The sequence below is a fragment of the Pseudarthrobacter sp. B4EP4b genome (assembly GCF_006680095.1).
Classification (GTDB): domain Bacteria; phylum Actinomycetota; class Actinomycetes; order Actinomycetales; family Micrococcaceae; genus Arthrobacter.
In genome coordinates, this window is sequence record NZ_VHIJ01000031.1 from 47,979 (window position 1) to 62,783 (window position 14,805).

The following is a 14,805-nucleotide window of genomic DNA, read 5'->3' on the forward strand; positions in this document are numbered from 1 at the left end:
GCCGTCGTCTGGTGCTTTCCTTGGACATTTGACTTGATGAAACTTAAGATATGCCATGGCCGCGACCGTACGAGCCGTCTCTGCCGCGGTTCTGCTCGTTCTCGGAGCAGGACTGGCGCTTCTGGGTGTGCTGGTTCACTACGGCTTCATGAGCGTGTACGGCGACGTCAGCGGCACCGCCTGGGGCGGGCTCCTTTGGGGATTGACGGCCGGACCCTCCAGATTGGCGCTCCTTCTGGTCATGGTCTTTGCGGTCAGCGGTTTCATGCTCTCGACACGGCGAGGGATGCGGCTCACAGCCGCGGCCACTCCTGCCCTCATGCTGATCGGGATGTTTGCGCTCACCCCCCTGGCACTCGAGCAGCGGCTTGAAAAACAGTACGTTTCGTCGCCGCAATGCCTGACCGAGGGAACGGGGCCCACGGCCGCCGCCGACCGTGAGGCCCAACAGGTGTTTGACTCCATCAGCCATATCGGCCAATTCAACGGCGGCGGAACGAGTGGCGTAGCCGGCTGTACTCGCTGGTTCAAGCTCTTGGGAGACATCGACGTGCTGCAGCACTACCGCGCAACGCTGCCGACGGCCGGTTGGGAAGTGGTCGAGGATGACGGGCACCATCTACGGGCGCACCTCAACGGGAAAGCCTTCGATGTGATGTCCTGCCCAGGAGGGGGTGTCATCTGGGCCGGAAGCGAAGAGGACCCCGCATTCGGACAAGGACTGCCTGAGCTGGCCGGCACGGAAATATGCCCACACGACCTCTAGAACAACTCTTGAAATCCCATCGGAAAGGCAACGTCCCTGCATAGGTTTCAGTTCCATACTTTGGAGCTTCATTGGGACGCAGAAGTTTGTTGGCGCCCCTTCGGGCGCCAACAAACTGCCGGCGCAGACCAGGGCGACAACGAAGATGATGGCCACCCCTACGAAGAAGAGGTTTGCAATCTCCGGTGCCCGAGATCGGAACTCAAGTTATCGAAACCTCCCCGTCTCGTATCCCTAGCGATTTGAGGCACCGGGGTTCTAAGATACATGGCTCCGGTCCGGAGATGAGTTCAAATGCCCGTAAGGGGATCCTTTATCGGGCGGCTACTTCGACGGACTCTCGTGCAGCCATATTGCTCGGTCCAAGTCCCGGGGTTCAACATTGAGCTTCTCGGCGGCAAGCTGGAGGAGCTGCCGTGTTCGGGCGGGGGTAAGTCTATTGTCGTCGCCGAGAACTCGGGCGAGTTAGCGCTGCACCATCACATCTGGTTTTGTTTCGGTGCCGACTCCTGCATTCATGATCAGGTATGACCAGGCAAGGGGGCCAAACCCTTTGACTGAAAGCCATGCTGTCTTTGCGGAGGTGCTTCCGTTGGTCGCGGCGGTTCGGAGGTGTTCTGCACTCGTTACTGCTGTGTCCAGGGCTGCGAGCCGGGAGAGCCCCTCGTAAATGCCCTCAGGCCGCAAACGGTTTGTACCAGGCAGCTTGCTTTCGTTGCACAGGATGTCACGGGCAAAGCCCGCGGGGCCACCTTCGCTATCCATCGCCATTATTAGGTCTGTACCGCTGTTGGTGTCTGCCGTTGGGCAAAACGCGCGGTAGCGGGCCAGCACATTCGTGGCTGCGGCCGAACTACCGCGCAGGGAGTATGCGGAATTCAGAGCGCAAAGCGCAAGCGACTCAGGAAACTCCACGGGGGCGCTCCAACTGGAGGGATCGCCGAGATCCTCAGCGATGGCCTTCAGGAGGAGATCCAATTCAGTCATGCCCGGATCATATCTGGCACCTTCTACCGCCGCGGGCCTCTCGCCCAAAACAAGCGGATTGTGGCAACGAGGCTGGCAGACTGCCCGACCCTTGCCATCAGTCTCATCTATGGATCCTTTATCAAGACCGGCCGGGTTCGTCGTCAACTATTTTCTAAGCCCTGCCTTCCAGCGGTTCCAGCGAACCGTGCGTCGTCTCAACAATGTGTCTCAACTGATCCATTCTCAACAAAGGGAGAGTGGCCTTTGATGAGCCATTGAAGTCGCTTTGGGGAGTATTGGATAAGGCAAGGTCAGCACCGTTGTCAGGAACGGAACTGCAGCATGCCGCGTTGAACGCTGCGGGCTGTCACAGGTTCTTCTCCGACCCTGATGTGAGTGGCTCGAGGGCCAGTCGACCAGCACAGGGACAAGATGCTCCATCATCTGCAGGACGTTGACGAGGTTGTTGGAGGACGTCAACTGAACAAAGTTGTTCCCCGCTGCCACACCAGAAGAGCTGATGCATGACCCGACCGGCAGGCCGTGCCTCCTGCTACGGGGTCTCCCCCACCCTCTCCCCCTGGCGCCAGCCGAAATCCCGGCTCGCTTATTAGCCCAGGTGTGTTAATTTTCCCCGGGCGATACCTGCGGCCCCTGCGCAGGCGCTCCATTAACATTACTTGCAGGCTCCTAGGCGGCCCAGCCGTGGTCCTTATCCGCTAGAGGTTATGCTGTCCATTTCGGGATCAACAATGCTTCATGCCATAAGCCACGCCATATTTCATGTTGGACGGCCAACTGAAATAAGACTTGGAGATGCCGCCATTAGACCCGCCCGACACGAGGCTTTTCATCACGCTGCGCTGTCAATAGGAGTCGCAACTATTCGGCACATCTGGCCTCATGGGTGACGACAAGCAGGCCTATGGGCGTAGAAGGCAACAGGAGCGATCATGGGTTTGACAATGTGAGCGCCTACAACCGCAACAGCGTGAACCACAGTGGGAGGACCAACCTAGGCTCCAATGCGTTACCCCACCTGAGATCAGGCGAGGAGACAAACATGACGTCCCGCCATGTCTATGATGTGGTGCACCGTGTATGACCCTGCCCGACGAACTGTTACTTCTCTTACGCGTGTCACTGCCAACATTCCTAAAGGAGCCCACATACCGTTGACAGCAGGACAACATGCACCCCACCAAGTAGGAGAGTCGTCAGCCGATGGCACGATCGCTGGAAACCCCCGTACCCCCGAAACTCCAAACAACACGGGCCCTTGACCGTGTCGTGTCTCTGGCGAACGGCAAAGGCGGAGTCGGTAAGACGACCACTGCAGCCAACGTTGGCGGTTACGTGGCGCTGGCCGGCTCGCGTGTGCTGCTGATCGACCTTGACCCGCAGGGCGATCTGGCCCGCGACCTCGGATATGAGCGGCAGACAGGGAGGGAATTCTTTCAGGCCCTGATCGCCGGCACGCCGCCGATGATCCTCCGCAATGTTCGGGAAAACCTTGACGTAATCCCGGGCGGCCAAGACCTTGAAGACATCCAGGGCCTAATGGTGTCCCGCTCCAGCCGCTCCGACGCCGGCGACTTCGGCGACATGCTCTACGCCGTATTGGCCCCGTTGGCAGACGAGTACGACTTGATCCTGATCGACACCCCGCCGGGGGAGCGGATCCTCGTAGAAGGTGCCTTCGCGATCTCCAGTGCAGTCGTCATTCCTACCCGGTCCGATGATGCGAGCATCGACGGTGTCGAACGCATTGCACGCCGCTTCATGGCCGTACGTGACCGGAACCCGTCCCTGCAGTTGGCAGGCATCGTCTTGTTCGGTGTAGGACCGCGCTCCATGCGCCTCGAACGCAGCGTCAGAGACACCTTGGAAGAAATGCTCGGCACCGTCGCCCCGGTCTTCGCCACGCGCATCAGGAACCTCGAGAGCGCAAGCGCCGACGCCCGCCGAAAGGGCTTGCTCTTCCACGAACTTGAAGGTGCCGTTACCGACGCTCAGAAGAACCGCCTGAAGGCGCTCCGGGCGGGGGAGAAGCCGACGGACGGCTTCTTCTCGCGAAATGCCGGGGGACTCGCTGAAGAGTACGAGCAGCTGACCGGCGAGATCCTCGCCCGACTAAACGAGATCGAAAGCGGGAACGAAGCATGAGCGGCCGACAGAACCTTGCGGGCGCCTTCGCACCTGTAGCGCCTGCCCGGGGTGCAGCACTCCAAGGGTTGCTGGCTCCGAAGCGGGGGAGGGGCGCTCCTGCACCGAAACCCAAAACCGGGGAGTCCGTAGAGACAACGGCCCCTGAACTTATCCATGTGCAGCCAGCAGCACCCGAACCCGCACCTCTACCTATTGAGCAACGGCAGGCGGATATACGCCCAGCTGAGCAGGCACCTGTTGAGAAAGCACCCCTTGAGGCGGCCCAGGAAGAGCCCGCGCCTACAGTCGTCAAGGCCCCAAAGGCCACCACGCGGCATCGCCCTGGTGCCAGGAATACAGCTAACGCAACCAAAGCCTCCGAGCTGGTTCCCGGGGCGCTGCGCAACGTCGGGGTATACCTGCCGCCGGCGCTCCTGGCGCAAGTGAAGGATGCCGTCTACCAGGAACGGACCACGTACGCAGACCTGTTAATTGATGCCTTCGAAGCGGTCGACGACAATCAGATCGCCAAGGAGTTCACTCCCGAAACCACGCTAACCAGCTCCGGCATGCCCCGCCGTGCCCCGCGAAAACGGGGCGAAGCCGGCATCCAGATCCAGCTGCGCCTCGACGGGCTTCAGGTCGCTTGGCTGGATGACAAGGTCGCCGAGTTTGACGCACCGTCACGCAGCGCGCTCGTCTCGACCGTCCTCAAGCTTCATATTCACGCGGGATCGACTGCAGGAGAGTAATCCAGGAGCTCCTTGGGACAAGCATGGTTAGTCTTCCAGTAGTGCTTATGGCATGACTTATGGCATGAAAACGAGAGTTCGAAAGCTACACCGGGGAGTGGAGGCGGCGGCCGGCCCATCGACACCCGTGTACAGTCCGGGCACAGGTCACAACTGACAGGCCTTTGGCGCTGACCCTCATCCTGTTCTGTTGAAGGCCATGTCGGACAGCAACCATTCATCGGGTGGCCCCTCGAACATTTCCCAGGGATAGTCTTCGTCGGGGGAGAGCAGCTCCGGGACCGTATTGACGTTTTTGGCGAGCCATTCCCGCCAAATGATCCGGTCATTGCGGTAGCGCTGTAACTGGGCTGCCACCGCTTCGAGGACCCCGAATTGTTCGGCCAGCTGTTTCAGTGATGTCCCGGCCACAACTGACCAGGCCCGGCTAGGACTGCGGACAGCCAGGTTCCATGCAGCGAGGACTTCCAAGGCTTCGTGCACTGCGGATCTGGAAAGCCTGGCCACCCGCACAATCTCGGCAATGGGCATCCCGGGGGAGTGCTCCAGCGCTTCGTAAACGAACGCGGCCGGTAGCCCCAGTTCCCGGAATACAGGCCGCAGCGCGTGGATTTTCCCTTTCTGCCAAGTAGCATCCTCGGCAACACGTCTCAGCTCTTCGGGAACGGTCAGCATGTAGAGATCGCCTTTAGTTCCCCTGGCTTCTTCAACGAGGGTGATTAGGGGGTCCTTCTCCTCACGCAGATGCCTCAGATGCAGCCCAACAGTCGTGTGATCAAGACCTGTAGCCACGGCAATGGAACGGACCCCGAATTCAACAAAGCGGGACCCTGTCATGTGGGCTGCCTCCCCCAGCGCCCTGAGCACCATTCGTCGCCCCATCCCGGTCCTGATTTGCTGGTAGTTCACCTCCCGGATCCTAAGCGCATTGCGCCACGTCCGGATGTACCGATGCTCTGCATCGGGATTCGAAATTGAAGAAGATCCCTTTATCCCTGCCCCCTGTGTAATTGGCTGGCTTGTGGGGGATCTGCGGACACTGTTTTTCTCGGTTCCTTTTGCCTGATTTTTACTGAGGTAGCTGAGGGCGTTCGACCAGTCCCTGCGAAGTGACGGGAGGCGGTGGCGGGCTGCGTAGCGGGCGTAGAAAGAGGCAAGTCCAGGCCAGGTTCCCTGCAGAATCCGACGTTCCACATCCAGCAGCTTCAAGCCGGCAGCCGCGGCACTGAGGATGACCGCCTGACGGGCCTCGGAGTCAGAGGCGTAGCGATTGGTGTCGTACATCCCGGTCTGGGCTAGCACCTGCATCGCGCGGGACATGCGCCCGACCGGCTGGTCGATTATGGGTGCATCCGAGGTGGCAGGCGTAAAGGTTTCTTCCTGGCGCAGCGCCCGAACCGCCTTGATCTCTGCAGCCAGGTCCTTGGTCATGGCATCCCAGACCGTGGCCCTGTTGGGACGGCGGGCGATGTCGTAGGCCACCGACAGGCTCATTGCCAGTTCCTGGTGCCCGCCGCGTTTGTGCGGCGAACCGGGGGTTCGCATGCACCCATGAAGCAGGTTCTGGTGCGGGGTTTTATCCAGGGTCCGGTAGCGGGTGCCCAGTGCCTCGACGAGGTCACGTGCTTCTGAAAAGGTGACCCGCCGTACGAGGGGGATGTAGACGTGGCGACCGCCGTTGGGGGAGTAGTCCTCAATCCAGCGGGCCCCAACCGAGTGCAGCCAGGACTGGACCGCTCGGACGTCGGCCTGTACCCAATCGAGTCCGGCTACTGAGGAGTCAAAGTCGAGAAAGATTGCCGCGCAGGTTCCGTCCTTACCGAAAATTTTCACGGCCGCGGGCAGCGAGGGGAGTGCTTCGGTCAGGTTCCGTTCGTGCTTCTGCGGGTACGTTTTACCTGCATCACGAGAGAGGCGCATTCTGGGCTGGCCGGCTAGTAAGGGAGCTAGAGCTGCCCAAACGGTTGCAGGGTCGTCTGGCTGCGTTGACACGCCAACAGCGGGGCGTGCTGGCAGCACGGAGACGTGCTGATGTACGATGTGGGTAATCCTTTCGGGGATTGAGGTACGAAAAAGGGCCGATCCTGCCAGATCGGTTTCATAGCAACACAAAGGATGGCCTGTCCAGGCTCTCCACGACTTACAATCTGATCCGCCGGCAAGCAATCCAGAGGGTAAGTCTCAAGCTTCGAAGGCCCGCCTTGTGCGGGCCTTCTTTTTTGTTATGAGGCGATGCGGATGGGCAGCTCCTGCTGGTAGTCATCCTGGTCGAGTGCGGCCAGATCCTCTTGCAGCTTTGGCTCTACAACGGACAGAACGTATTCAGTGACGGTTAGACCCTTGTGGGCGGCCACCTTGGCGATCCCGTCAGCGGTGTGTTCCTGTGTGCGAAAACCAATGAACTTACGCAGGCCTTTACTGGGGCGCCCGCCGCCTCGATTTACTGCTACTGCCGTCATGTGCTGTGTCCTTTGAATTTTGTCCCCGCTAGAGCGGTTACAGCTTCATCGTTGTATTGCCTGCCGCGCAAACTGACCGGGTTGTCATTGCGACTGCTCTGAAGCTATCACTGGGCAATTGACGGCACGGGGATTTGTTTTCAGAAAACGGTAGCGTGTCGCGTTTGTGACTTTGAGCTCGATCTTGGACTCGGACGGGGACTGGTTTTCCAACAGCAACCACTCAGCAGTTAGGGGTGGGGCAGTGACTGGTCTGGCCCAAGGTTGACGATCGGTTACGCGCCGGCCCAAGCCCTTCAGTCCTCTCAACGTGTTCAGCACACCAACTTCGTCCTCTCCTATGACAGGCAGCCCTGCCGATTTGATGCTAGAGCTACCCTTCATGCCATCTTTTAGTAGGAACTTGGGGGAGCACCGATAGAACATAGTCTAGTCACACATGCGTGACGCACGAGTGACGCATGCGTGCGTTTTCGTCAGTTTAGGAGAAAATGTCACCGATCATGATTGGGCACAGCGCTACCGGGAGCCGTCGCATAACACCTCGGAATGCCGTCTCCATGCTCGCTCTACCAAGGCACGTAACCTTCGAAACCCTTCTGCAAGCCGTATCTTCAGCCCACGGCAAGCCGATATCTATTCGCGAGGTTCCTGGTCACGGGCTGTCTGGAGTGTCAGGGCTTTGGGTTGAGTCTGCCAATCGCTCACTCGTGCTCGTTCGGAGCGGCCTCTCAGAGTTACACCGGATGCATGTGATCTGCCACGAGTTCGGCCATATCCTTCTTCGGCACCAAGGCTGTGAAGGGCTGGCCGCCTCTATGTCATCCGTTTTCCATCATGTCGGCCAGACACAAGGCCTCAAACGCATGCTTGCGCGATCGCCACAGTGGAGTGACATGGAAAAGGCCGCCGAGGAAGTTGCCTACTTGCTTTCATCCGCTACGCGGGAAAAGCCGTCAGTGCCAGCCAGTGACTTCGAGAAGATCTTTGAATGAGGCTCATACAGCTACTGCCAGCTCTGATCCTCTGGTCCGTCGTCTTGGTACGGATTGCAGGGTTAAGATTCGGCTGGAAACAGGGCATTCTCAGGGCAATGCTCCTCGTGTCGATAGGCACAACGCTGAATATAGATCCCGTCTACCTAACCGTTGATGCCTGGATTGGTGACCGGAATCTGCTCAATCTCGTCGTCCATGTGGTCTTGGGTCTTGGCATGACGGAACTGAGTAGGCTGGTTGTGGCCGCCACCAATGCATCCACCGTGAGGTGGCGTCTTCTGGTTACGGTCGGCCTTGGCTTGGCGGGCGCTCAGGCAGCCCTATTGTTTTCAACACCGACACCTGGACCAGCAACCAACTTCACGGACGTATTTGCTGGTATTCCCGCTATTGCCCTGTACCAGGGCCTCTTCTTCGCCTGGATTGGCATCATCACCGCCTACACCGGGTACGAATGTGTGCGAAGGAATCGAGCAGAGGAAACGGTTGCGTTCCGTATTGGCTTCGACATCATCGCAGGTGCTTGCTTGTCCGGAGTCATGGCAGTTGTTACCAAACTGCATCTGGTGATTCAAGAAGCCCAGGGAATGGAGAGCCAGTCTTCGGAAGTGGCCTATCTGGTCTATCGCGGGTTGATCGCTGTTACTCTGCTCGGTTTTGCCGTTGGATTCGCACTTCCTGCGTTCAGCCGAAGCTCACAACAATGGAGTGACTGGAAGGGGCGTCGGGAGGCGCTGGTTAGCCTTCAGCCAATTGTGGAGAGGCTTCTTCAAACCGATGCTGGCGAACGCGCGCGCGAGGCTGCAGCGCTAAGCCTGCGGCGCTTTTCTGAAGATCAGCTCTACCGCTGGGTGATTTTTGTCGACGATATTCGCATTGAGAATCCGGAGCTTTTGTCGGCTGATGACGTTGAGGTACTAGAAAAAATTGAGGCGAGACTTGCACACAACGGCCCGAACCGCACCCATCACACTTCTTCCGCTGGCGGGTAGCTTTTCCAAACTACTTATGCCAGCCGGCCTCCTTCTTGTCGTCATTGTTTTGGCAGGTATCGAAGCCAGCTTGGGCTTCTGGTGCGTTGCGGTCTTAGCCGTCGGCATTGTCATTCTTCCGGGATTGGTGTACAAGAAATTTGCCGTGATCGCTCGCAAGTTCGGTTTGCCCAGCAGTGGGCGAACGGTGGCTGTTACAACACTCACTATTGCCGGAGCATTAGCTTGCGTTCTACTCAGTGTGCCGACCCCGGTTCCTGCGACAGTTCTGAGCCTGGTCGCAGGAAATGGCCTACTGGCACTGGCTAGACGTTGGATGAACGCATCAGCTCACGTATCAGTCACGACATTCGCCGCACTTTGGGTGACTGATGTATACGGATCGGTTTTTATCTGGCTGTTGGTACTATCACCGATGATGATGCTGAGCCGAACGGCACTGCGGGAGCATACTTGGCGAGAGGCAGTGTCAGGGGCATTGTTAGGCATCATCACTTATGGCTGTTTCGTTGGAACTAAAAATTGGAGCTGGATCAGTTGAGTGATTTCGATCTTTCGCCGCAGCGCGCGGCCGCGGCCTTGCGGGCGGAAACGCTCGCGCGGAAGATCAATCTCCTACTGGACGTGCTCGTCTCTGAGACTGGCAAGCCCTTCGACTATCCAGCCATTCGCGATGGAGCCCAAAAAGCCGGCTACTATCTGTCTCGGACTCGATGGACACTCCTGAAGGCAGGGAAGGAACAAGTTGTTCCTGACGAAGCCCTACGGGCAATAGCCGCTGTATTCGACGTGGATCCCGAATACCTCCTCCAGGAAGGCGGCAAACTTCCGGAACGAGTCGAGGCGGAGTTGGAACTCATTCGAAGCATGAGGCGTGCCGAGGTTCGCAATTTTGCCACCCGCGCACTGGGCCCAGTTGATCCCGAAACACTGAAGGCCATCGCCAAGATCCTGGATGAGGGCGTCTAGCCACCGCACGGCTCTCCTTCTAGTAGCCCTCAGCGTGGTTTGACAAGCTTCGTCACACTGCTATCGTCGTTTGTGTAGTCACTCATGCGTGACGCATGCGTGGTTCTGAGCGAAAGCCAGCAAGTGAACGAAACGATGAACCGGTGGTTGAGGCATGATCAGCAGGAGCAGAGAAGGTCTCTCGACGCTTCCCAAGGCGTCAGCCCTAATGTCCCTCCACGTAGTCGAGGTACGTGCGCGCGAGACTTCGAATCCTTCTTGCTTGCACCGCATAAGTGACATCCCGGCCTTGGCGCACACCGCGTGGAGGATCAGTTTCGATCAAACCATCATCTTCAAGAGCTTCCAGATGCCGGTTCAGGCTCGGTCTGCCTATGTCCAGCTCGGCCTGGAGTTGCCCGATCGTCGAGGGACCCAGAATGGCCAATTGCCTCAAGACGTTCGCTCGAGCCCTGTTGCCGATGAATCTCACTGCGGCTTCGACATCTGGAGGAAGATTCGGTCGGATCAGTCGGGGCATGCGTCTATACTGCCCGACTTTCCACAGATTCATCATGTCTATCCATACCGCACTCTATTGCTAAATAAAAGAGTCCGTGCCGCGGCTCTCTTTAGATGGAGTCGTGAAGACAGCTGCCCGCAGCGTCTTTACCTCATCTCCGATGCCTTTTGTGCTTCCACCACTGATCTGGCGACGAAAACGGACGTCAGTGGCCTCTTGTTAGTCGGACCAGACGAGGGTCTGCGCTGATGCGAGGCAGGTCATTTGCTCTGGTTACCCTAGCCGTTACCCCTGTACTGTTTTTGGGCCTGATACTAAGCATGCTCGTGCTGCTCGCCCCCGCGAAGCCTGCTGCCGCGACGTGCGGTCCAGCCGCCGTCTCTGCCGTCATCGCCGCTGGCACCAAGGTCGCCGGCTACTCCGAGGAGCAGCTGAAGAACGCCGCTGCGATCATGGGTGCCGGCAAGGGGCTGGAACTGTCCGTGAAGGGCCAGATGATCAGCGTCATGGTTTCCCTGGGGGAGTCGGGGCTGCGTGTCCTTGACTACGGCGACGGACCAGGCCCTGACTCGCGTGGGTTGTTTCAGCAGCGCGACAACGGCGCGTGGGGCTCCTACGCCGACCGCATGAATCCGACCACTAGCGCCACGAACTTCATCAAGGCCCTGCAAAAGGTCGAGGGCTGGGAGTCGCTAGAGCCGACCCTTGCCGGCAACAGGGTCCAGCGCAACGCAGACCCGTACCACTACCAGAAGTACTGGCCCGAGGCCGTCAAGATCGTCCAGGCGCTCTCGGACGGCAAGATCTCACTGGAAGGCAGCGACTGCGCCATTCCGGGGAAGTCCGGTGCCGGGGACGACTACCCGTGGAAGGACTCTCCGACATGGGTTCAGGTCGGAGCCAACGACGCCAGCACTTCGCCGCTGAACTTTTACTACCGGGAGTGCGTGGACTTCGCTCTGTGGCGGGTGAACCAGCAGATGGGGTCCACCGGGGAACCGTTCAAGTTCCTCAACGGCACTTTCCGCCCCGACGGCCAACGCTTGGGCTCGGCGCTGACGTGGAAGGCCGGCTGGGACGCCAAGGGCTGGCCCACCGGTTCCGTCCCCCGGGTTGGGGCGGTCGTCTGGTACGCGCCCGGGGCCGGGGGAGCGGACCCGACGTTCGGTCACGTCGCCGTGGTGAAGGAAGTCAAGGACGACGGGACCTACGTCGAAGAGGGCTACAACGGCAACCCGCCTCCGGATGACCACAACTACTACACCCGCACTGTCAGCAGCGATGTCCCGTCAGCGTTCCTGTACCTGCCCACCCAAGAGGAGAAGTAATGAAGAAGCCCCTGGCCCTGATCGCTGTGGCCTTGCTGTGCGCCGCGTGCGCACCGGCAGCGAACACGACGCCTGCACCGGCTGAAACCGCGGCAGTAACGCCTTCTGCGCCCGTTTCGTTGAGCGTCAGCAGCGGCCCGCAGGCCCCAGGGGGCACGGTGCCGGCCACTATCGGCATCACCTGGGATGAGGCCAGTAAGGCCGCCGCTATCGATGTTGCGGAGCAGGCCATGGCCGACTTTGCCCGCCCTGGCGTGGAGGAAAGGCAGTGGGCCAACGATCTTGCCCGCTGGCTGACCCCGCAGGCCACTGCCGACTACTCGGCCGTGGACCCGGCCAACATTCCCGCAGGCCGCGTCACCGGCCCGGCCACGCTGAGCGTAGATGAAGCCAACGGCTACGGCGTCGTGGCAGCTATGCCCACCGACGCCGGAACCTACACGCTCCAGCTACTCCGCACGAGCAAGGAAGCCCCGTGGAAGGTCAACCGCTTCACACCACCCTCGTCCTAAGCGCCGGAACTCCCCAACCCACACGTAAGGAAGAAGCCCATGAGCACCACATCAACCGAGGTCCTGGCCTTTCCAAACATCAGAGCCATCGTCCGTGACAACGGAACCGCCGAGGTCGTCGTCGCCGGTAACTCCCGCATCGTCCCTGCGGGGGAATCCCTGCAGGATCTTCGCAACAACGCCCTTGCACTCGTCATGGGCGAGGCCCAGACATTGAACCGCCCCGTCAGAGTCCAAATCGAGGATCCCGAAGGACACGGTGAACTGATCGTTCACCCGGACAACACGATCGAATCCGTCTCCTACGAGACACGCCCCACCCGCCGCCGGACAGAAACACCGGAACCCACACCCGAGACGTCAGTTCCCGCAGTCATTGAAACCCCGGCTCCCGCGCCTGAGTATGTGGAAGCTCCGGCAGAGCCCACGGCTGCCGCCGTCGCCGCGGTGGACCGCCAACCGTGGCCGCCTAATCCTGTCGTGTCAGAGACGACGCCAGCGCCGGCAGTTGCCATGGAGGAAGCACCGCCGACCCGCCGCAGCCTGAAGGAAACCTCATTCCTGGTCAGCGCCCCGGTCCTGGAACCGGCCACACAGGGGTGGCGGGGTGTGCTCACCCGCCTTGGCCTCAGGATGGACCCGTCCACCGAAGAACTCTCCGAGCGAGAAGATATCCGCACGGTCAGCCAGCACTGGCCCGGCCCCCGGACCATTGCCGTGGTCAACCGCAAGGGCGGCGCGAACAAGACGCCAACGGTCGTCATGCTCTCGGCCATCCTCGCCCGCTACAGCGGGGCCGCGACCGTCGCCTGGGACAACAACGAATCCCAAGGCACCCTGGGCTGGCGAACCGAAAAGGGCGCCCACGACCGGAGCGTCCTGGACCTGATCGACTCCTCAACCGAACTGCTCTCCCCGTCAACGAACGCCGCGGAAATCGCCAAGTTCGTCCACCACCAGACCGCAGACAAATTCGATGTCCTGCGCTCAGACGAGAACGAAGAAGGTGACCACGAGGTCACCGCTGAGGAAGTGGACATCGCCCACCAGGTCCTCACCAGGTACTACCGGCTGGTGGTCATGGACTCGGGGAACACCGCACGGGCAGCGAACTGGCGCAGGATGATTCACCACACGAACCAGCTCGTCGTGCCGGTGACGGCCATTGAGGACCGCGCCGAAGCCGCCCGGTTGACGCTGCAGACCCTCGAATCCCGAGGTGGCCATGACGCCGAGTTGGCCCGCAACGCCGTCGTGATCGTATCTGAATCCACCGACGCCAAGCGGGCCATGTCCGGGGATGCCCTGAAGCGGGCCAGAGACGAGGCCCAGCGAATCGCGGACGGCTTCGAACCGTTCGTCCGGGCCGTCGTGAGGATTCCCTACGACCCTGCCCTGGTCAACGGCCCCATCCGCTATGAAGCCCTTCAGCCCGCCACCCAGCGGGCATGGCTGGCGGCCGCAGCCGCCGTCGCCAAAGGCTTCTAAACCACCCATGAACTGACTTCAGAAAGGAGGAACCATGCAACAGTCCCTGAACCCCTGGATTACCAGCCCCGGCACAGAAATGCCGGAGGAGGAAACACTGGACACGTCCCTGCCCCCGGCGGCAGTTATCAGTGCCCCACTCAAGGGCATGGTCGAACCCGACGCAGCGGACCGACTGGCCAGCCGCACCATGGCCGGTTCCGCCGCGTTGTGGGTCATCGGCGCTCACGGGGGAGCCGGCGAGAGCAGAATCGCGGACCTCCTCGATGCACGCGCCACAGGTCACTGCTGGCCAGTCCTCCAGAACGGAAGCAAACCACGGGCCTTGCTGGTCTGCCGCGCAGACATGCGCGGCCTGACAGCCGCCAGAAGTGCGCTGACCCAATGGGCATCAGGAGCCGCCCCGAAAGTTGAGCTGCTCGGCCTCACCGTCCTTGCGGATGCGCCAGGGAAGACTCCCAAAGCTCTCCGGGATTTCACCGCCATCGTTGGTGGGGGAGCGCCCCGGCTCTGGACCCTGCCTTGGGTAGAAGCATGGCGGCACGGGGACACCACAACACCGCCGTCCCGCGAATATCAACGCCTCATCACTGACGTGGCCGCGCTGGCCGACGAAACCAAATCAACCACCAACTGAAAGGTCTCACCATGAACTACTTCTCCGCACTTGCAACCGGTGTCATCCCCAACCCCACTCCGACCATCCCGGCAGAGGCAGACGGGTTGCTCCTGGTCCTGAACTGGGCCTCCGGCATCGGCCTGGTCCTCGGCGTTCTCGGCGTGATCATCGTCGGCATCGGTATGGTCATCCAGCTCCAGCGCGGCGAAGGCGCACAAGCCATCGGCAAGCTCGGTTGGGTTCTCCTGGGCTGCATCATCATCACCGGTGCCGCCGGCATCGTCCGCGCCTTCGTCTAAGCCA

15 protein-coding genes are annotated in these 14,805 nt (G+C 60.3%); 11 read left to right on the forward strand and 4 right to left on the reverse strand.

The features are described from left to right. Window positions 1-55 precede the first annotated feature (55 nt). Window positions 56-766, forward strand: coding sequence for a hypothetical protein (locus FNL14_RS11290; RefSeq protein WP_142060063.1), 711 nt, complete (start codon window positions 56-58; stop codon window positions 764-766). A 465-nt stretch (window positions 767-1,231) separates the two neighbouring features. Here the strand turns inward: FNL14_RS11290 and FNL14_RS11295 are convergent, their stop codons facing one another. Continuing rightward, window positions 1,232-1,753, reverse strand: coding sequence for a hypothetical protein (locus FNL14_RS11295; RefSeq protein WP_142060065.1), 522 nt, complete (start codon window positions 1,751-1,753; stop codon window positions 1,232-1,234). Between the two features lie 1,206 nt (window positions 1,754-2,959). On the opposite strand from FNL14_RS11295, the gene FNL14_RS11300 reads away from it, so the two are divergent. After that, window positions 2,960-3,901 (forward strand): ParA family protein, encoded by a 942-nt coding sequence (locus tag FNL14_RS11300; protein ID WP_142060067.1) that lies wholly within the window; start codon window positions 2,960-2,962, stop codon window positions 3,899-3,901. A 158-nt stretch (window positions 3,902-4,059) separates the two neighbouring features. Next, a complete protein-coding gene (locus tag FNL14_RS11305; RefSeq protein WP_255470799.1) occupies window positions 4,060-4,635 on the forward strand; it encodes a hypothetical protein in 576 nt (191 codons plus the stop codon). Window positions 4,636-4,812: 177 nt separating this feature from the next. Here FNL14_RS11305 and FNL14_RS11310 read toward each other — a convergent pair whose 3' ends face one another. Beyond that, entirely contained in the window at window positions 4,813-6,555 is a 1,743-nt protein-coding gene (locus FNL14_RS11310; protein ID WP_255470805.1) for a helix-turn-helix domain-containing protein, read from the reverse strand. 302 nt (window positions 6,556-6,857) lie between these two features. Beyond that, window positions 6,858-7,094 carry a hypothetical protein gene (locus FNL14_RS11315; protein WP_028272859.1) on the reverse strand — a complete coding sequence of 79 codons (237 nt, stop codon included), beginning with the start codon at window positions 7,092-7,094 and terminating at the stop codon, window positions 6,858-6,860. 991 nt (window positions 7,095-8,085) lie between these two features. Between FNL14_RS11315 and FNL14_RS11320 the strand changes: the two genes are divergently transcribed. From FNL14_RS11320 to FNL14_RS23620, 3 genes are read left to right on the forward strand one after another with little or no spacing between them, the layout of a single operon-like run. Then, entirely contained in the window at window positions 8,086-9,084 is a 999-nt protein-coding gene (locus FNL14_RS11320) for a hypothetical protein (RefSeq protein ID WP_142060072.1), read from the forward strand. A gap of 16 nt (window positions 9,085-9,100) precedes the next feature. Continuing rightward, window positions 9,101-9,625: a hypothetical protein gene (locus FNL14_RS11325; RefSeq protein ID WP_142060074.1), complete on the forward strand. Its 525-nt coding sequence runs from the start codon at window positions 9,101-9,103 to the stop codon at window positions 9,623-9,625. Beyond that, entirely contained in the window at window positions 9,607-10,053 is a 447-nt protein-coding gene (locus tag FNL14_RS23620; RefSeq protein WP_255470800.1) for a hypothetical protein, read from the forward strand. The genes FNL14_RS11325 and FNL14_RS23620 overlap by 19 nt, the downstream gene beginning before the upstream one ends. A gap of 205 nt (window positions 10,054-10,258) precedes the next feature. Here FNL14_RS23620 and FNL14_RS23800 read toward each other — a convergent pair whose 3' ends face one another. Further along, complete coding sequence (locus FNL14_RS23800) at window positions 10,259-10,609, reverse strand: helix-turn-helix domain-containing protein (RefSeq protein WP_142060076.1); 351 nt, start codon at window positions 10,607-10,609, stop codon at window positions 10,259-10,261. A 194-nt stretch (window positions 10,610-10,803) separates the two neighbouring features. On the opposite strand from FNL14_RS23800, the gene FNL14_RS11340 reads away from it, so the two are divergent. The 5 genes from FNL14_RS11340 to FNL14_RS11360 are packed head-to-tail and all read left to right on the forward strand — an operon-like array spanning window position 10,804 to window position 14,801. Beyond that, window positions 10,804-11,883 (forward strand): CHAP domain-containing protein, encoded by a 1,080-nt coding sequence (locus FNL14_RS11340; protein ID WP_142060078.1) that lies wholly within the window; start codon window positions 10,804-10,806, stop codon window positions 11,881-11,883. Next, the gene (locus FNL14_RS11345; RefSeq protein ID WP_142060079.1) at window positions 11,883-12,395 is read left to right on the forward strand and encodes a hypothetical protein; all 513 of its coding nucleotides are present in this window, start codon (window positions 11,883-11,885) and stop codon (window positions 12,393-12,395) included. The genes FNL14_RS11340 and FNL14_RS11345 overlap by 1 nt, the downstream gene beginning before the upstream one ends. Before the next feature lie 39 nt (window positions 12,396-12,434). Continuing rightward, on the forward strand, window positions 12,435-13,883 hold the full coding sequence (locus tag FNL14_RS11350; RefSeq protein WP_142060081.1) for a chromosome partitioning protein ParA: 1,449 nt from the start codon (window positions 12,435-12,437) through the stop codon (window positions 13,881-13,883). Window positions 13,884-13,917: 34 nt separating this feature from the next. After that, complete coding sequence (locus tag FNL14_RS11355; protein ID WP_142060083.1) at window positions 13,918-14,520, forward strand: DUF6668 family protein; 603 nt, start codon at window positions 13,918-13,920, stop codon at window positions 14,518-14,520. An 11-nt stretch (window positions 14,521-14,531) separates the two neighbouring features. Further along, window positions 14,532-14,801 carry a hypothetical protein gene (locus FNL14_RS11360; RefSeq protein ID WP_012623549.1) on the forward strand — a complete coding sequence of 90 codons (270 nt, stop codon included), beginning with the start codon at window positions 14,532-14,534 and terminating at the stop codon, window positions 14,799-14,801. The last annotated feature ends 4 nt before the right edge of the window (window positions 14,802-14,805 follow it).